Raw genomic sequence first — 19,325 nt, 5'->3', positions numbered from 1 at the left:
CTCCTCAGTCCACTTTCGGGGCATGCCCATTTTATATTCCCCTTTTTGGCATGCCCCTTCCCTCTCCTAGGAACACCTCATTCCACTTTCGGGGCATGCCTATTCTATATTTCCCTCTCCACCAAATAAAGACCCGAAGGTCTTTTATCTGACAAACTTTTTCAAGTCCTCTAAAGATTCAATTTTATTTATCTCACGCCTCATTGCAGCAGAATTAGGATATCCTGCAGTATACCAGGCAAAGTGTGTTCGCATCTCCCTAATTGCCATAGTTTCACCCTTAAACTCAGTCAACATGGTTGCGTGGCGTATTATCATATCTTTTACCTCTGTCAAATCAGGTTTTGGCATATGCTCTCCCGTGTTATAATAGTGCTTGATTTGTTTGAATATCCATGGATTTCCTCTGGCAGCACGCCCAATCATAAAAGCATCACAGCCGGTTTCCTCAAACATTCTCTTGCAATCCTCTGGCTTCTCGATATCTCCATTGCCTATTACAGGGATGCTAACAGCTTCTTTCACCTTTCTGATTATATCATAGTCGGCCTCACCCGAATAAAACTGCTCCCTCGTTCTTCCATGAACTGCAATTGCCGAAGCTCCCGCTTGCTCCAAAGCCTTTGCCATATCAACAGCTGTTTCTTCGTCTTTCTTGAAACCCTTTCTAATCTTGGCAATAACCGGCTTATTCACTCGCTTAACCATAGCTTCTACTATTTCTGCGGCCAGCGGAATATTTTTCATAAGGGCTGATCCTTCTCCGTTGTTGACAACCTTATTTACCGGGCAACCCATGTTGATATCAAAGATGTCAATATTTCCGCCACCTGTCTTCTCGGCAATCCCTGTTCCTGTCTCCAATTCCTCTTCGATCTTTGCTGCCATCTCCCCCATGATTTCCGGTTCAGAACCAAAAAGTTGGAGAGCTATCGGATGTTCCATCTCATCCGTGGCCATAAGTGGCCAGGTATTCTTGCTTTTGTAGAAAACACCCTTTGCGCTGACCATTTCTGTGTACAACAAATCAGCGCCATATTCCTTGCACAACATGCGAAATGGCAGGTCAGTAACTCCTGCCATCGGTGCAAGGACTAGACGCCCGTTAATATTCACATTGCCAATTTTCCAATTATCATCTATCAGAAAATCACTCAAATCAGTTACCTCTTTCCTCTTTTGCCATGCTCTTCTTAATAGCATCTATCGTCTTTTTATAGATGATTCGCATTCCATGCAAAGTAAGATTGATATCATAGTGATCTATCAAATCTGTCTCCTGGTGAATTATTCGTCCGAGGCCGCCTGTAGCTACCACCTTGACATTCTCAAGTCCAGATTCCTTCTTTATTCTGTTGATGATATACTCTGTCTCCCCAACAGTTCCAAAGACAATTCCTGCCTGCATGCTTGAAATTGTATCCTTTGCAAGGATAGTATCCGGTCTCTTAATCTCGATCTCCGGTAACTGAGCCGCACTGCTCCAAAGAGCCTTCGCACAAATCTTCACGCCGGGACATGTAACTCCCGCCACAAAAGATCCATCCTCTGTAACCAAATCATAAGTTGTTGCGGTTCCATAATCTATGACAATAACCGGTCCACCATAAGTCTCATAGGCTCCAACAGCATCAACTATTCTATCTGCTCCCGTCTGCGCCGGATTGGATAGTGCAATCTTGATTCCACTTTTAGTTCCCTTTCCCACAATATACGGTTCTTTGTGAAAATACTTCTTAATTGAGCTAACAAGTGAATACATAACCTTGGGAACAACTGATGATATAATGACATCATTGATTTGTTCCGGCTCGATATTCAAGCCATCTATCCCCTCAAATATGTCCTTGCCGAACTCATTACTTGTTCTGGGAATATTGGTTGTGAGTCTGAAAGACCCAATCAACTCCTCCTGGTCAAATATTCCGATTGTTAAATTAGTATTACCTATATCTATAGCCAAAAGCACAACTATTTCCTCCGCTTTCAATTAAAATTATCTACTCAATGAAAAATGTTCTGTAGTACTCCTCTAGCATTCCAAACAGTTCTTCATTCTGAATTCTCATCTGTTTGATTTTGAGATAGCTTCCAATCTCGTCATAGAAAAAGTCATTTTCCTTTGCGGTAGATGACATGTAGAGGCTACCATCCTCTTCAAACTCCATGGTAAAAACTCCGCCTACATCTGTAGTATACATGACAGATAAAATCTGGAGTTCATCCTTAATCTGCTGTGGAAGAGAGTTGTATCTCGGGTTTAGATAGAATTTTTCTTCATAGGCGCTACATGCGCACAAAACTTGTTCTTCATTCATATTACTCTTGATTCTCTTTGCCTCTCTCACTCAATGCAACATATGGCTTGTGTACTGCAACTGCCTTATAGGCTGGACGTATAATCTTACCGGCATTAACTAATTCCTCAATTCTATGAGCGCTCCAACCTGCAATTCTTCCAATTGCAAATATCGGAGTATACAACTCTGTAGGAATTCCCAGCATACTATATACCAAACCACTGTAGAAATCTATGTTGGCGCTGACACCCTTGTAGATACTGCGTTCCTTGGCAATTACCTCAGGGGCAAGTCTCTCGACTTTGCAATAGAGTTCATACTCTTTCATCATGCCCTTCTCTTCAGATAGCTTCTTAACGAATTTTCTGAAAGTTCTGGCACGAGGATCTGAAATAGAATATACTGCATGTCCCATTCCATATATAAGCCCGGCTTTGTCAAAAGCCTGCTTGTTAAGAAGAGCTGTGAGATATCTCACAATCTCGTCCTCATCTTCCCAATCCTTGAGATTCTTCTTCATGTCCTCAAACATCAGAGAAACCTTTTTATTGGCTCCACCGTGTCTAGGCCCCTTCAGAGAACCAAGTGCTGCAGATATAACTGCATATGTATCTGTTCCTGAAGATGTTACCACGTGATCTGTAAATGTAGAGTTGTTACCACCACCGTGCTCAGCATGAAGTACCAAAGCAATATCAAGAATCTTTGCCTCCAATGGAGTAAAACTCTCATCTGCTCTGAGCATATGTAGTATATTCTCAGCCGTAGAATACTCCGGCTTCGGTGGATGAATAAAGAAACCATTGCCCTCATGATAATAACTAAGTGCCTGATAACCATAAACAGCAAACATTGGGAACAATGCCACCAGTTCCAAACACTGTCTGAGAACATTTTCAATAGATGTATCATCTGCCTTTTCATCATATGAATACAGCGTCAAAACACTTCTTCCAAGAGTATTCATAAGATCTGAACTAGGCGCCTTCATGATAATATCTCTGACAAAACCACTTGGTAAACTATTTCTATACTCGGCGAGTACATCCTTTAAATCTTCTAATTGCTCCTCTGTTGGCAACTCTCCAAAGAGCAGCAAATAAACTACTTCTTCAAATCCGAATCGCTTTTCTTGAAGAAATCCATCTACAATCTCCTCAATGTCTATTCCCTGATAGAACAATTTTCCCTCGCAAGGAACCATATCGCGATCTACAACTGTATATGACCTAATCTCCGATACCTCAGTAAGACCGGTTAACACACCCTGTCCATTGATATCACGAAGACCTCTCTTAACATCGTATTTTGAAAATAATGAGGAATCGATTATGCTGCTGGCCTCGCATCTTTTTGCCATGCTTTTAATCCAATCATTGCGATATTCCAAATCCATCTTGTTTCCCATGCAGGTATCCCTCCTTGTTTGTATTTAATGTCTTACAAGTTTTGCTTGTAAGACCAGCAGTATGCGTTTCCGATTAAAGCGTTGCAGCCATAACCGCCTTGATGGTATGCATACGGTTTTCCGCCTCCTCAAAGACTATATCTGCATACTTTTCAAAAACTTCATCAGTCACTTCCATCTCTCTGAGACCATACTTCTCATAGATTTCCCTGCCTATCTCTGTCTCCAAATCGTGGAACGCAGGTAAGCAATGCATAAAAATGGCTGTGTCCTTGGCATTATCCATAGCCTTTTTATTAATCTGATATGGCAAAAGTGCATCTATACGCTCTTTCCAAACCTCATCAGGCTCTCCCATAGATACCCAAACATCTGTATAAAGGATATCTGCATCCTTGGTTCCTTCCATGACATCTTCTATGAAAGACAAGGTTGCACCACTCTCTTTGGCATACTCCTGGCATTCTGCCACCAATTCCTTGTTAGGAAAATATTCCGCCGGTGCACAGGCAACAAAATCAAGCCCCATCTTTGCACATGCAATCATGAGGGAATTGCCCATATTATATCTGGCATCACCCATATAAACGAGTTTGAGTCCCTTCAACTTGCCAAAATGTTCTCTTATTGTGAGCAAATCAGCTAACATCTGGGTTGGATGATACTCATTCGTAAGACCATTCCAAACCGGAACTCCTGCATACTTCGCCAGATTCTCAACTATTTCCTGTCCGTATCCACGATACTCGATTCCATCAAACATTCTTCCAAGTACTCGCGCAGTATCGGCAATACTCTCTTTCTTTCCAATCTGTGACCCCTTAGGATCTAGATATGTCACGCCCATTCCAAGATCATGACCTGCCACTTCAAAAGAGCAACGCGTTCTGGTACTTGTCTTCTCAAATATTAGAGCTATATTCTTCCCTTCATGGATTCTATGTGCTACTCCCTCATGTTTTTTCTTCTTTAGATCTTCTGCCAAATCAAGGAAATACATAATTTCCTCAGGACTAAAGTCCTTTAATGTCAGAAAATTTTTCCCTTTTAAATCCATTGTCAAAACCTCCATGCTTCCTCATCTTATGATTCTTTGACACTCTCTGTCAAACCTTTAGCCAATCCGGCGATTCCCTGAATCTCCGAAGGAATGATAATCTTTGTAGCTTTTCCATCTGCTATTTTTTCAAAAGCTTCCAAGCTCTTCAATGTCAATACTGATTCACTTGCTGCTGCCTCATTAAGGAATACAATACCCTCTGCAGTAGCCTTCTGCACTACCTCGATAGCCTTTGCGCGTCCTTCAGCTTCACGAATTGTAGCCTCTCTAACCGCATCTGCTCTAAGAATAGCAGCCTCTTTCTCTGCCTCAGCCTCCAAGATAGCTGACTCCTTCTTACCCTCTGCAACGAGGACGGTAGACTTTTTCTCACCTTCTGCGCGAAGGATAGACTCTCTACGCTCACGCTCTGCTTTCATCTGCTTCTCCATAGAATCCTGAATCTCACGTGGAGGAATAATATTCTTAAGCTCCACACGGTTTACCTTGATTCCCCATGGGTCTGTTGCGATATCAAGACTGGCTCTCATCTGTGTATTGATAGTCTCACGAGATGTAAGAGTCTGGTCAAGTTCCAAATCACCGATGATATTTCTAAGTGTTGTAGCTGTGAGATTCTCGATAGCCATCAACGGATTTTCAACTCCATAACAGTACAACTTAGGATCTGTAATCTGGAAAAATACAACTGTATCTATCTGCATAGTAACATTATCTTTGGTAATAACAGGCTGTGGTGCAAAGTCCATTACCTGTTCCTTGAGATTTACTTTTCTTGCAACTGCATCGATAATAGGCACTTTGAAGTGAATTCCCACATTCCATGTTGTCAGATATCCTCCAAGTCTCTCAATGACATAGGCATGTGCCTGAGGAACAATCTTAACAAATGATGATACAATAACTAAAAATATAATAATACCAATAACGCCTGCTACTAAAACTCCTTGCATAATTTCTTACCTCCAATTTTCTTCATAAATCTTGTAACTCATTATATCCTGCAATAAAACAAATTCCTTGTTCTATTGCTTCTTTTCTACCACTAAAGTAACACCTTTGATTTCTTTGACCACACCCTGCTCTCCGACTTCCATAGTCGAGCCATCCTCTGTGCGAACTCTCCATTCTACGTCGCGAACCTTCACTAGTCCGGTTCCTGCAATAGCATCTACTCTCTCGCTTATAACAACGCTTGCTCCTATAAGCTCATCAGCATTAGTTCTGGTCTTATTGTCCGACAAATACTTCTTGGTTATCGGTCTGAGAAATACGACTGACAATAACGAGAAAACAGCACAAACACCAATCTGAACAGGAATTCCAAAGCCGAGAAAATATGCAATCAACGCTGCTATAGCTCCGAATATAAACCAAATTGATACCAGTGCAGTAGTGGAAATCTCCGCAATAATAGCAATTAATAAAATTGCAATCCAAACCGTCATCATTATTCCTTATCCTCCCTTCATCACACCTTTATAATTCTTATTTTATCCTATGCGAAAAAATAAAAAGACTATTCTAGCATACCATAAAATCAATTATTTTGCAAGCCGACACTTATCTCAGCCCATCTCTTCTTCTGCGCACTTCATACATGAGAAGAGCTGCTGCAACAGAGGCATTGAGTGACTCCAATTCGCCTCCCATAGGGATAAATATTCTATGATTCGCCAATTCCTGCGTCTCCGGCCTAATCCCATTGGCCTCATTTCCCACTATCAGTGCCACCTTCCCATCATAACTTTTCTCTCGAAAGTCCGATGAACTCTGCAAACTGGAGGCATAAACTTCATACCCCTTGTCCTGAAGCTTTGCCAGTTCCTCACCGAAATCCCCCACTACAAAAAAAGGCACTCTAAAACTTGCTCCCATAGTAGACCTCACCACCTTGGGATTAAACATATCAACGCTGTCCTTGCTGATGATAACTGCATCAACCCCGGCACCCTCGGCAGTCCTGAGAATTGTCCCCATATTTCCGGGGTCTTGTAAATTTTCAAGGCAAACCACCAGGTTTCCCCTCTCAATTATACTCTCATCATACTGAGGCATTTTCACAACAGCCAACACACCTTGTGGCGTCATGGTTTCTGTAATCTTAGCAAATACTTTGTCCGCCACTATCTCCAAGTTGGCTCTCAGACCATTTTCCTGGATTTGGGTAAAATATTCCGCCTTTGCATTTTCTGATATATATATCTTCACTCCCGCATCGTATCGGGCAGATTCCAAGACCATCTTGATTCCCTCTGCCACGAACTCCCCACATTCGCGCCTGTACTTGGCACTTTTTTGAAGTTTTGCAATATGCTTTATTTGGCTGTTAGAGCTACTCTCTATCATATCAATCACCTATTATCTCCCCAATTTCTTTGTCCATCTCGCGTATTTCATTGTGGAACGCCTGGGCAGATACCTTTCTGGCTCCGTGGCCAACTATAATCAACTGCTCCAAATTATCAGAAGTGGCAACTCGAACATCTTTGTTCTTCGCCAAATTCTTAGTAGCCTTTTCTATGTACATGTCAGCAGTTTCAGCTTCCTTGGTATAGACCACTGTTATATTCTTGTAGGTTTCAATAGAACCGTGATTTCCCTTTACCTTATATGCGTCAAATACAACAATTACCTTGTCTCCTCTATATCCCTGAAAATTGCACATTATGTCCAAAAGCCTTCCGCGGGCCGCGTCTAGACTTATATTGGATAACTCCTTGAGTTCATCCCAAGCAAATATAATATTATAGCCGTCCACCAGCAAATATTTTTCTCTATTCACCTTTTTCCTTGGCTCTTTATAAACATATTCCTTGGCTTTGGGCTTTATCTCTCCAAGGGAAGTTCCCAGATCACGACGTTTGATTGGTCCATAAGTCCTCTCAAATATTTGATCTAGCTCCTTGTTGGTAGCCATCATGCTATGATAATCCTCTTCCTCTCTGAAGGTTTGATTAACCACCGTCTCGGGAATTATATCCTCTTTATCGCTCCCTATTACATACTCAGGGAGATGCATATAGTCTTTTACCTCATTCCAAGGCACGACAAAACCGGCTCCATGGGAACAAAATACAGAATCCCCGCTGTTTTCCACATCTCTCTCAGCATCATATGCAATAGCTTCTACGACTTCTTCCTGATTATGACAAGGCTGATATCCGCCAAAAACTTGAGTTAATCTACCTCTCCCCTTGGTATAAGAGGCAAATGTTATGCCATAGTTTCTCATTGTGGCAACAGGACAAGTTCCCGTGAGAATTATCTCATCTCCCTCTCCCTGCTCACTCTCAAAGTCACCATTCATCTTCTGAATATCCGACATAGCTCTTCCAACCTGATCACTTGACAATGTCATCTTGAATTTGTAAACCGGCTCCAAAAGCTTTGATTTTCCTTTCATCAATCCATTGCGAATAGCTCGATACGTCGCCTCCCTAAAGTCCCCAGGTTCCGTATGCTTCAAGTGCGACTTTCCCGCAACTATAGTGATCTTAATATCACAGAGCTCCGATCCGGTCAATACTCCCCTGTGAATCTTTTCATGGACATGCGCTGCAATCAATCTCTGCCAATTTGCCGCCAAATCGTCTTCACTGCATCCACTCTCAACATGGATTCCACTTCCTATTTCCCCGGGCTCCATCAGAAGATGAACCTCCGCATAATGTCTTAGAGGCTCATAGTGCCCCACTCCCACTGTTGGCTCTTCGAGGGTTTCCTTGTATATAATACTCCCCTCTTCAAAGTCGACATCCACTCCATATCTATCTAGAAGAATCTCTCTTAGTATCTCTCTTTGAACATCTCCCATGAGTTTTACGCGAATCTCACCTGTTTCATGGCTGAAACTCACATTTAGCAGTGGGTCTTCTTCGCTCAGTTCCAGAAAAATATTATATACTCGGTTGACATCGGTATTATCATTTATCGCCACCGTAAAACTTAACACCGGTTCAATCAAACTCTTGTCTTCCGTAAAATCATCCTCACTGCCAACACCCTGTCCAACATAGGTACTGCTTGGTCCTGTAATGGCACAAATCTGGCCTTCGCAAACTTCGTCAACCGTTTCAAACTTATCTCCCGAATATATTCTAATCTGATTGACCTTCTCATTCTCCACGAAAACATCTTTGACCCCTAGTTTTCCTCCGGTCACTTTTATATTGGTTAGGCGCACACCATTTTCATGACTGATTTTATATACCTTGGCCGAAAATCCCTTTGAATCCACCAAATCTCTTTTATCGTAAGGTTTGGTCAACAGTCCGAGCTTCTGTATAAAACTATCTATCCCCTCATTTTTCAATGCAGAACCGAAGAAACAAGGGAAAATGCAGCATTCTCCTATTGCATCTACCGTATCCTCCATTTTCAATGCCCCTTTCGACAGATAGGTATCTAGCAAATCCTCCGATTGAAGCGATACATCTTCCATCCATTCTACAGTTGTGGAATCACTGTAGTCAACGCAAGCTTCTGACAGACTATTTTTCAATTCCTCCATAATCTCGTCCTTGCTTCGCTGACTAATGTCGATTTTATTTACAAATATAAAAGTTGGGATTTTTCTCTCTCTGAGAAGTTTCCACAGAGTTTCTGTATGCCCCTGGATGCCGTGTGTACTGCTTATAACAAGTATCGCATAATCGAGAACCCACAAAACGCGCTCCATCTCTCCCGCAAAATCCACATGTCCCGGAGTGTCTAGAAGCGTAAATCTATTATCGCCTAGGTCAAAAATAGCATTCTTGGAAAATATAGTTATACCCCTAGCTCGCTCAAGCTCCGATGTGTCGAGAAATGCATCCCCGTGATCCACACGTCCAGCTCTGCTAAGTACACCGGTACTATATAGAATTGCCTCAGATAATGTTGTCTTACCCGCGTCAACATGTGCGAGAGTTGCAATACTAATATTTCCCAAAATACCCTCCTTAATTATCTATATTGGCAAGCTTTGCAGCTTGATCTGCCGCAATAAGTGAATCAATCACTTCATCCAAATCTCCGTTGATGATCGAATCCAACTTATGAAGTGTCAACTTAATTCTGTGGTCTGTAACACGTCCCTGCGGATAATTGTAGGTTCTGATCTTCTCGGATCTGTCACCTGTTCCAATCTGGCTTCTTCTCTTCTCAGCCTCTTCGTCGTGAGCCTTGGCAAGCTCTAACTCGTACAATCTCGCTCTCAAGACTTTGAGCGCCTTATCCTTGTTCTTGAGCTGAGACTTCTCATCCTGACATGAGACAACTATTCCGGAAGGAATATGTGTAAGTCGAACAGCGGAATCTGTAGTATTTACACACTGTCCACCGTTTCCTGATGCTCTAAACACATCAAACTTACAGTCGTTCATATCAATTTCAACTTCCACGTCCTCAACTTCAGGCATGATAGCAACTGTAGCTGTTGATGTATGAATTCTTCCGCCCGACTCAGTAGTAGGAATTCTCTGAACACGGTGAACCCCACTCTCATACTTGAGCTTTGAATAAGCACCTGCTCCATTTATCATAAATACGATTTCCTTGAATCCACCAATACCATTTTCATTGGAGTTCATAGTATCGATTTTCCATCTGTTGTTCTCAGCGTACTTACAATACATCCTATATAGATCTGCTGCAAACAAAGCTGCCTCATCTCCACCGGCACCTGCTCTGATCTCCACGATAACATTCTTATCATCATTGGGATCCTTAGGTAGAAGAAGGATTTTCAACTCCTGCTCAAATCTCTCCACATCTTCTTTGCACTGTGCAAGTTCTTCCTTGGCCAGCTCTCTCATATCCTCATCTTTTTCTTCCTCGAGGATTAAGAGACTGTCTTCAATGCCATCCTTCGCTGTTTTGTACTCATCATACTTTGCAACGATTGGCTCCAATTCAGCCTGCTCCTTCATCAACTTTTGATATCTCGCATTGTCATTTAATACATCCGGCTCACTGAGCTCAAGCAATACTTCCTCATATCTAAGCCTTGTATCCTCTAACTTATCAAACATCAAATTCCTCCATATCTTCCAAACACCACTCTATCAAGTCCAGCCAAGTCCTTGATTACAGCTATGTCCGTAAAATCATTCTCCTGCATAATCCGGCTCACTTCTTCGCCTTGATCGCAGCCAATTTCCAGCAACATAACCCCATTAGCATTCAAGTATCTTCTTCCCTCGCCCACTATTCTTCGATAAAAGACCAGTCCATCTTCTCCTCCATCTAGAGCTAGCATCGGGTCATAATCCCTGACCTCGGGCATCAAATCCTCTATATCACTGCTCCGGATATAGGGCGGATTGGATACTATAATATCATATTTGTCAGCTAGGTTTTCATATAAATCACCTTGTACAAGTCGTACCTGTGGATCAATCTCTTCTCTCACCGCTTCCCAGTTCTCTCTAGCTACTTCTAGCGCTCTCTCAGAGACATCAGCAAGAGTTACACTCTTAGGGCTACCCAGTTTTGCAATACTAATTCCTATGCAACCGGATCCTGTACACAAATCAAGTACATCTTTGCCCTCACTTATCTCAAGTGCCCGTTCCACCAAACATTCTGTGTCTTGCCTCGGTATCAGAACATTTTCATTGACAGAAAACCTTATGCCCATAAACTCAGTAAAGCCAGTTATGTGCTCCAACGGTATTCTCCTAGATCTGATTGCTATCTTTTCTCGAAAATCCGTGACGACGCTGTCATCCACCTCGTCCTTTTTCCATAGAAAATGTTCCGTTCGGCCGTAGGAACGCCCTGTCACCATCACAGCGGCCTGCATCAGATAATAGGCATTAATCTCTGCCTCTTCTATTCCACTTTCAGAAAGCTTTACTATTCCCTCCTGAATTAACTCTTCATATGTCACTCTTCGTCACCTGATTCAAAGTACTCAGCCAATTCATCATCGTCATCACTGTCATCATCCACTTCTACCATTTCTATTACAGATTCTTCTGCTGATTCCTCTGTGATATCCACGATGACAACTTCATCATCATCTTCTCTCTCATCTTCAACAATGATTCCATCCTCAGCGAGAAAGGCCCTCCAGTCAAACACAGCATTTACAGAAGCTATGGCAACTTCAAGCATCTCGTCATCCGGCTCCTTGGTTGTCAAACTCTGCATCCAAAATCCCGGTTTGCTTAGGATATCTAGAATTTTGCTCTCATTTCTTCCTGCTAAACGCAAGAATTCATAAGAAATTCCCGCGATAACCGGAACTAGGACTATCCTCAATCCCATTCTCATAAATACATTATCAAATGATATAAACATAAAGAACAGAATGCTGATTAACATAATCCATAACAGAAAAGTCGTTCCACATCTCTTATGAAAGGTGGTTTGCTTTCTGGCATTTTCCACATTTAGAGGCAAACCATTTTCAATACAATTGATGCACTTGTGCTCTGCGCCGTGATACATAAACACGCGCTTAATGTCATTCATCAAAGAAATCAATTTGACATAAATGACGAAGAGCGCAACACGCAAAACACCCTCTATAAGGCCTCTTAACTGTACTGAAGCAATGTACTTTGTCAATTTTTCAGAAACCCAAAAGGGAAATAAGACAAATATTCCAAGAGCGAATATGATTGCCACAATCATGATAAGTCCCTCGGCAATACCGCTCCCTTTCTTTTCTCCATCTTTTTCTATCTTTTCCTCTTCTTCCTCTAAGAAGGATGCCGCCACATCAAGCGACTTCATACCAATCTTCAATGACTCTATAAAGGCTGCGACTCCGCGCACCAGCGGAATCTTTGCAACTTTTGAGTTGTCATTTTGTTCACCGCAGCTATATGTATTGGTCTCAATTGTACCGTCACTTTTTCTGACAGCAACAGCGTAACGACTCTTGTTTCTCATCATTACACCCTCTATAACTGCCTGTCCTCCAATACCAGAAAACCTCATAAATAACCTCCATAAAATGTCTTACGACCGTAGGGAGTAAGACCAGCAGAATGCGTTTCCGATCAATTGTCTTACGACCGTAGGGAGTAAGACCAGCAGAATGCTATTCCTTATAAAATAAAATAGCTCCCCAATCCCCTTCAATAAAATTAGATAGGAATTGCGAAGCTATATAATTAAGTCACAGGATACTCTTCCTGCTCTAACTTATAAATTCATATTCGCTTTGCAGACTTAAGATTGTCCTAGCTCAAACCATACTTGCGGTTAAACTTATCAATAGCACCACGAGCAGCCATAGACTTCTGCTGTCCAGTATAGAATGGATGGCACTTTGAACATACTTCAACGTGGATATCTTCCTTTGTTGAACCTGTTACAAACTCATTACCACAGTTGCAAACAACCTTTGCCTGATAATACTCTGGATGTATTCCTTCACGCATTTATTTTCACCTCGCTACATAATAATCTAATATCAACTAAACATCAGCTTTTTTATATTATCATACTTGACAATAAATTGCAAGTGCTTTTTTTAATGAAGTCGAATCTTTTTTAATGTGTTGATAAATTCAGCATTAGATTTCGTCTTCTGGAAAATCTTGATAATCTGCTCCAAATTGTTATCATTGCCGATTCCAGGAGCATTTCCACTATCAAGAGCTTTTCTCATTGTATATACAGCCTCTGTCTCTTCATCATTTAGGAGTAAGTCTTCTCTTCTTGTACTTGACTTCTGTATGTCAATAGCCGGGAACACTCTCTTCTCAGACAAACGTCTGTCGAGAACAAGCTCCATATTACCGGTTCCCTTAAATTCTTCGAATACCACATCGTCCATTCGGCTTCCCGTGTCAACAAGTGCTGTGGCAAGAATTGTCAAGCTTCCGCCCTCGCGCATGTTTCTCGCTGCTCCAAAGAATTTTTTTGGCATATGTAAAGCCGCCGGATCAAGTCCACCTGACAAAGTTCTACCACTTGGAGTAACTGTCAAGTTGTAGGCTCTCGCAAGTCTTGTGATACTATCAAGCAATATAATAACATCATCTCCGCCCTCTACAAGACGCTTTCCTCTCTCTATAACCATCTCAGATACTCTCTTGTGATTCTCAGGAAGCTCATCGAATGTAGAGTAGATAACCTCAACCTTATCTCCCTCGATAGACTCTTTGATATCTGTAACCTCCTCAGGACGCTCGTCTATGAGAAGGATGATGAGATGCATATCCGGATGATTTTCTGTGACAGACTTGGCAACCTGCTTCATAAGCGTTGTCTTACCTGTCTTAGGCTGTGCCACAATCATACCACGCTGTCCCATTCCGATAGGAGCAATCAAATCCATCATTCTCATGGAAACAGGACATCCCGGATACTCAAGATGAATTCTGTTGTTAGGGAAAATCGGAGTGAGTGTCTCAAACTTATTTCTCTTTTCAAGGTAATTGATTGGACGACCATTTACCCTTGTGACATAGAGAAGAGCTCCAAATTTCTCATTTGGTGTCTTCTTTCTGAGGTTGCCCTCGATAATATCACCGGTTCTCAATCCGAGTCTCTTGATAAGCATAGGAGAAACATATACATCATTTTCTCCAGGAAGGAAATTATCACACCTTATGAATGCAAATCCCTCCGCCAAAACCTCAAGAATTCCTGTCTTAGTAATTCCACTGTCATATCGATCGGCTTCTTCCGGGGTAATCTCCATCACAAATCTATCTCTAGCACATAGAATATGTCCTGACTTCAATACCTCGGATATAGTCTTTGGAGTCTTGGAAACATTCTTAACCTTGGCCTTTACAGGTGCTGGCGCCTTGGCTGGAGCCGGCACATTATTGTGTGGCTGATTGTCCGACACATTGTGCTGTGGACGCTGCTCATTTCTATAATCATTTCTATAGTCATTTCTATAATCGTTTCGATAATCATTTCTATAGTCATTTCTATAGTCTTCTCTGTAATCCTGACGATAATCATCTTGATAATTCTGATGATAGTCCTGACGATAATCCTGATGATAGTCTTGACGATAGTCCTGACGATAATCTTGACGATAGTCCTGACGATAATCCTGATGATAGTCCTGCTTATACTCGTTCTTTGGCTTATAATCGTTTCTAGGTTCTATCTGCTCACCATTTTTATTAAAAGAGAATTGCTTGAAAAATGTTCCGTTATTCTCTCTCTTGTTATAATAATTATTATTATTATTTGTATAACCATTATTATAAGATCTTTGGTAACTAGGTCTTGGCTCCGTTCTTTGCTGAACCATGTTTTCAACAGGCGCTGCCGGAGCTACCGGTTCCGGTGCCGGTGCACTTTCTGTTTTATTTTCGACCTGTGGCTGACCATTTTTCTTGTCATATTCTGTCAAAAAATCTGCCAATGGTCCCTTTCTGAGAGCAGAAACCCCTTTTATTCCCCTCTCTTTTACAATGTCTCTTAATTCTTTAATCGATAGTGTACTGTAATCCATCATTTTTCCTTTCTTGTTTTATTAGAATTCTATCCCATTTAGTCTCATCAATTCTCTTGCACTCTCAAGTGAATCTACCCCTGTTGCATTCTTGATTGGCGCAAACTCTCTAGAACGCTCAACCTCAAACGCGAGACAATTATCCATCATATGTATCATGTCTAGCACGAGAGTTTCAAATTTATATCCATTGGGACTATCTGGTTTGATGTAATCTCCATTTTCATCAATATGCGGAATCTTCTTCTCCACAATATGAATTGGCAAACTTGATTTTACCAACCTCTTAAGAGTCGCTACATCAAAAAGATAATTTAGAATTACTCCATAATTATACTGCAATTTTCCGTCTTCATGACGAAGATTAATCATGTCATCTGTCATCTCGTAGTACTCAACAATAGAAGGTTTTCCGTCCTCAAGGCACAAAACCCCTACCTTTTCATCCGGTGCTGCCTTGGCAACAACTTTAGAACCACAAACGACATTCTTTTCTATCGACGCTCCCACAAAAACAGGGTCAGCTATCTTCTGTAATACGTTATCTACGGAAAATACATTGAGCCACTTTACGCCGCGCTCACTCATCTCATCTACCAAGCCGGCATGCTCCATTGATAGAAACCATCCACCATTCCCATTTGGTGACATGGATACTTTTCCCTTTTCTTCAAGATAAATCTTCCCATTGTAATCAGTAGATGGTGCCATTTCCTGAACAAAAAATTTCACAAATGATTTATCATATCCAAAATAATTATTCTCTTCAAAAAAATTAACGGTATCTTCGTTATTCTTTTCACTTGTCATAATATAAAGTGGCACATATGTACCTGCTTTATTCACGACATCCATAATATTATTAATCAATTGTTCAAAAAGATATAATGTTTTATTAACTCCAACATTTAACATTCCCTTAGGACAGTCAAGTCCAAGTCTAGTTCCCTGTCCTCCTGCAAGAAGAACCGCACCAACTTCTCCAGCCTTAATTGCCTTCAATCCTACCTCTTCATATTTCTTCTTGTCTTCATTAATTTCCTCGATTGTCAACGCTCCAATAGGTTCGATAACTCCGCGCTCATCAGATCCTGCACCATTCTTGATATTATCGAGTATACTAAAGTCAAGTTTCTCAATCTGTCCACATAAATACTCTTTTTCCTCGTCACTGATTTCATCATAATACTTCAAAAGCTGTTCTTGGTTATTTTCTTTGAGCTTATTAGTAATCGCCAAAATGTCCATAGTAATCTCCTCTCGATTATAATTGTTCTATTTGATTATTTCCATCTGAATTAAATAAATATATTAGATTTTACTTTTTGGAAAAATTGGAAAAATAAAACTGATCACTTGTTATCTTACCATTTACAGGGAAATAGGTCAAGAAAAAAATAAATGTTTTTTTTATTGGGTGTTGAACATTTTATCCAAAAATGATACAATACGAATTGCTAATGAAACAAATTAAGCGAATTTTCATATTTTAGGAGGATATCTAAATGGATGCAAAAAAACAAGCACTTGAGTTGCATGAAAAATGGAATGGAAAAATCAATACAACGCCAAAATGTGAGGTTGCCACTCGTGAAGATCTTGCAATCGCATATACCCCTGGTGTAGCAGAGCCTTGTAAGGAAATTGCAGAGGACAAGGAAAAGGCATATAAATATACAATTAAATCAAACACTATTGCCGTTGTATCCGACGGAAGCGCCGTTCTCGGTCTTGGAAATATCGGTGCTGAAGCTGCAATGCCTGTCATGGAAGGAAAGGCCGTTCTCTTCAAGGAGTTTGGCGGTGTGAACGCATTTCCTATCTGCCTAGACACACAGGATACAGAGGAAATCATCAAAACTGTAGTTAATATCGCTCCAGCCTTTGGCGGAATCAATCTTGAGGACATCTCAGCTCCAAGATGTTTTGAAATCGAAGAGAGACTCAAAGAGCTCCTCAACATCCCTGTATTCCACGATGATCAGCATGGAACAGCTATCGTTGTACTCGCCGGAATCATCAACGCTCTCAAGGTAACAGGCAAGAAAAAAGAAGAATGTAGAGTTGTAGTTAACGGCGCAGGTGCAGCAGGAATTGCCATCAGCAAACTTCTTCTCAGATACGGTTTCAAGCATATTATTATCTGCGACAGAAAGGGAATCATAAGCAAGGAAAGCGAAAATCTCAACTGGATTAAGGAAGAGATGCTCAAGGTTACAAACCTTGAAAACAAAACAGGTTCACTTGCAGATGCTCTCGTTGGCGCTGATATCTTCATCGGAGTCTCAGCACCTAATATTCTCAGCGCGGAAATGGTCAAATCAATGAACGAGAAGTCTATAGTATTTGCTATGTCTAATCCAGTTCCGGAGATTATGCCGGATGTAGCTAAAGCCGCAGGAGCTATGGTTGTAGGTACAGGTAGATCAGACTTCCCTAACCAGGTAAACAACGTAGTTGCATTCCCAGGAATATTCCGAGGCGCCCTTGAAGGACGTGCTCCACAGATTACTGAGGACATGAAGTTGGCTGCTTCTCTCGCACTTGCTAATCTTATATCTGACGAGGAACTCAATCCTGATTACATCCTCCCAGAAGCATTTGATCCACGCGTAGCAGATGCAGTTTGCGAAGCTGTAAAAGCAAATATCCATGCATAAAAGGAAGATGTGGGGCGAAAAGCCGTATCACTCATTGGATTTTGAACTCAAGGAGAGGTTCTCCGAGAAAGTATACAAGATTGCTCTTGAAGGAGGATTTACTTGTCCAAATCGAGATGGAACTCTCGACAGCAGAGGATGTATCTTCTGCAGTGCAAGTGGATCAGGGGACTTTGCCTCACCTGAGAGCGACTCTATAATAACTCAAATTAACAATGGGATAGCCGGCCTAAAAAATGCCAAGTCGGTTGGCAACAAATTTATCGCCTACTTTCAATCCTTTACAAATACATATGCACCTATAGATATCCTTAGAAAAAAATATATGGAAGCACTCTCCCACCCAGACATTGTCATGCTTTCAATTGCAACAAGGCCTGACTGTTTGGGCGATGATGTGCTTCAGCTAATAAAAGAGTGCAATAACATAAAACCTACTATTGTTGAGTTGGGACTTCAAACCATACATGAAAAAACTGCCGAATACATCCGAAGAAAGTACGAGCTTTACGTATATGACAAAGCAGTTTCTGACTTGCACAGTATAGGCGTCGAAGTCGTGACTCATGTAATAGTCGGTCTTCCCGGCGAAGATAGAGAAGCTTTTTTAGAAACAGTCAGATATGTCGGAAAATTTACTGATGGAATAAAGCTTCAACTTCTTCATGTTCTCGAGGGAACGGACTTGGCCGACGATTACAGGGCAGGAAGATTTCAAACTCTCGAATTTGAAGAATACTGTAATCTCATCGTCGATGCACTCAGCATCTTGCCGGAAAATGTCATAATACACAGACTGACCGGTGATGGTCCCAAGCGTCTCCTAATCTCCCCCACATGGAGTTCCAGGAAACGCCAGGTACTAAATACAATCCATAAAAGATTAAAAGAAACCAATACATGGCAGGGGAAATATTATGAGCATGAGTGATCCAAAATTAACATATAAGTTAATAATATTACATTTTCTCCTTAAATCGGAGTCGCCTTTGACATTCACTATCATCTCCGATTTTATCATAGAAAATGGATATACCCACTACTTTAATGTACAGAACGCTTTCTCTGAGCTCTGTGACGATAACATGATTCAAGCGGAAAAGACCTATAATACAAGCTACTATCATGTGACAGACATGGGAAAACAATACTATGACTACTTTATCTCAAAACTGTCCAGCTCCATAAGAAAAGAAATCGAAAAGTATCTCTTGGATAACAAAAAGAAGATACATCATGAAATCGACTATCATACGGATTATACCCGAACCAGATCCGGTGGCTATCTTACATCCTGCAGTCTGAGAGAATCTGGCAATATGATATATAAAAACCAAATATATGTAGCCACAGAAGAAGAAGCCATCAGAATCTGCGAAAACTGGGAGAAAAAAGCAGACGAGCTTTACACTATGAGCATCCTTCAGTTGATGGAATAGTAATAATTTTTTAACATTTTTGTAACTTTTATGCGTTT

At 41.1% G+C, this 19,325-nt stretch carries 18 protein-coding genes; 3 read left to right on the top strand and 15 right to left on the bottom strand.

All coding sequences use genetic code 11. The features are described 5' to 3' along the window. Positions 1-144 precede the first annotated feature (144 nt). The 15 genes from dusB to L877_RS0107405 form a co-directional block, all read right to left on the bottom strand. Complete coding sequence (gene dusB / locus L877_RS0107475) at positions 145-1,158, bottom strand: tRNA dihydrouridine synthase DusB (RefSeq protein WP_026835521.1); 1,014 nt, start codon at positions 1,156-1,158, stop codon at positions 145-147. A gap of 1 nt (position 1,159) precedes the next feature. Next, positions 1,160-1,969 carry a type III pantothenate kinase gene (locus L877_RS0107470; RefSeq protein WP_026835520.1) on the bottom strand — a complete coding sequence of 270 codons (810 nt, stop codon included), beginning with the start codon at positions 1,967-1,969 and terminating at the stop codon, positions 1,160-1,162. 31 nt (positions 1,970-2,000) lie between these two features. Beyond that, entirely contained in the window at positions 2,001-2,318 is a 318-nt protein-coding gene (locus L877_RS0107465) for a DUF6145 family protein (RefSeq protein WP_026835519.1), read from the bottom strand. 1 nt (position 2,319) lies between these two features. Next, positions 2,320-3,708 (bottom strand): citrate/2-methylcitrate synthase, encoded by a 1,389-nt coding sequence (locus L877_RS0107460; protein WP_051437746.1) that lies wholly within the window; start codon positions 3,706-3,708, stop codon positions 2,320-2,322. A 73-nt stretch (positions 3,709-3,781) separates the two neighbouring features. Then, positions 3,782-4,765 carry an ornithine carbamoyltransferase gene (gene argF / locus L877_RS0107455; protein WP_026835517.1) on the bottom strand — a complete coding sequence of 328 codons (984 nt, stop codon included), beginning with the start codon at positions 4,763-4,765 and terminating at the stop codon, positions 3,782-3,784. A gap of 26 nt (positions 4,766-4,791) precedes the next feature. Beyond that, positions 4,792-5,721, bottom strand: coding sequence for an SPFH domain-containing protein (locus tag L877_RS0107450; RefSeq protein WP_026835516.1), 930 nt, complete (start codon positions 5,719-5,721; stop codon positions 4,792-4,794). A 72-nt stretch (positions 5,722-5,793) separates the two neighbouring features. Continuing rightward, complete coding sequence (locus L877_RS0107445; RefSeq protein ID WP_026835515.1) at positions 5,794-6,219, bottom strand: NfeD family protein; 426 nt, start codon at positions 6,217-6,219, stop codon at positions 5,794-5,796. A 112-nt stretch (positions 6,220-6,331) separates the two neighbouring features. Then, the gene (locus L877_RS0107440; protein ID WP_026835514.1) at positions 6,332-7,117 is read right to left on the bottom strand and encodes a TrmH family RNA methyltransferase; all 786 of its coding nucleotides are present in this window, start codon (positions 7,115-7,117) and stop codon (positions 6,332-6,334) included. Between the two features lies 1 nt (position 7,118). Next, on the bottom strand, positions 7,119-9,701 hold the full coding sequence (locus tag L877_RS0107435; protein WP_034785410.1) for a translation factor GTPase family protein: 2,583 nt from the start codon (positions 9,699-9,701) through the stop codon (positions 7,119-7,121). Between the two features lie 10 nt (positions 9,702-9,711). Next, a complete protein-coding gene (gene prfA / locus L877_RS0107430; RefSeq protein WP_026835512.1) occupies positions 9,712-10,782 on the bottom strand; it encodes a peptide chain release factor 1 in 1,071 nt (356 codons plus the stop codon). Then, entirely contained in the window at positions 10,782-11,642 is an 861-nt protein-coding gene (gene prmC, locus L877_RS0107425) for a peptide chain release factor N(5)-glutamine methyltransferase (protein ID WP_026835511.1), read from the bottom strand. Before prmC ends, prfA begins: the two co-directional genes overlap by 1 nt. Then, positions 11,639-12,700: a DUF1385 domain-containing protein gene (locus L877_RS12655; protein ID WP_084554824.1), complete on the bottom strand. Its 1,062-nt coding sequence runs from the start codon at positions 12,698-12,700 to the stop codon at positions 11,639-11,641. The genes prmC and L877_RS12655 overlap by 4 nt, the downstream gene beginning before the upstream one ends. A 245-nt stretch (positions 12,701-12,945) precedes the next feature. Further along, a complete protein-coding gene (gene rpmE, locus L877_RS0107415; protein ID WP_026835510.1) occupies positions 12,946-13,146 on the bottom strand; it encodes a 50S ribosomal protein L31 in 201 nt (66 codons plus the stop codon). 92 nt (positions 13,147-13,238) lie between these two features. Continuing rightward, the gene (rho, locus tag L877_RS0107410; RefSeq protein ID WP_026835509.1) at positions 13,239-15,191 is read right to left on the bottom strand and encodes a transcription termination factor Rho; all 1,953 of its coding nucleotides are present in this window, start codon (positions 15,189-15,191) and stop codon (positions 13,239-13,241) included. Between the two features lie 18 nt (positions 15,192-15,209). Next, on the bottom strand, positions 15,210-16,436 hold the full coding sequence (locus L877_RS0107405; protein WP_026835508.1) for a UTP--glucose-1-phosphate uridylyltransferase: 1,227 nt from the start codon (positions 16,434-16,436) through the stop codon (positions 15,210-15,212). Positions 16,437-16,693: 257 nt separating this feature from the next. Between L877_RS0107405 and L877_RS0107400 the strand changes: the two genes are divergently transcribed. From L877_RS0107400 to L877_RS0107390, 3 genes are read left to right on the top strand one after another with little or no spacing between them, the layout of a single operon-like run. Continuing rightward, positions 16,694-17,848, top strand: a complete 1,155-nt coding sequence (locus L877_RS0107400) for an NAD(P)-dependent malic enzyme (RefSeq protein ID WP_026835507.1) — start codon at positions 16,694-16,696, stop codon at positions 17,846-17,848. Further along, entirely contained in the window at positions 17,841-18,779 is a 939-nt protein-coding gene (gene mnmL, locus L877_RS0107395; RefSeq protein ID WP_034785407.1) for a tRNA modification radical SAM protein MnmL/YtqA, read from the top strand. Before L877_RS0107400 ends, mnmL begins: the two co-directional genes overlap by 8 nt. Continuing rightward, positions 18,772-19,287 (top strand): DUF4364 family protein, encoded by a 516-nt coding sequence (locus L877_RS0107390; RefSeq protein ID WP_207637248.1) that lies wholly within the window; start codon positions 18,772-18,774, stop codon positions 19,285-19,287. Before mnmL ends, L877_RS0107390 begins: the two co-directional genes overlap by 8 nt. Positions 19,288-19,325: the final 38 nt, after the last annotated feature.

This window comes from Eubacterium xylanophilum ATCC 35991 (assembly GCF_000518685.1).
GTDB classification, from domain to species: domain Bacteria; phylum Bacillota; class Clostridia; order Lachnospirales; family Lachnospiraceae; genus Eubacterium_F; species Eubacterium_F xylanophilum.
The sequence above is the reverse complement of the archived record's forward strand: the minus strand, read 5'-3'. Positions and strand labels throughout refer to the sequence as shown.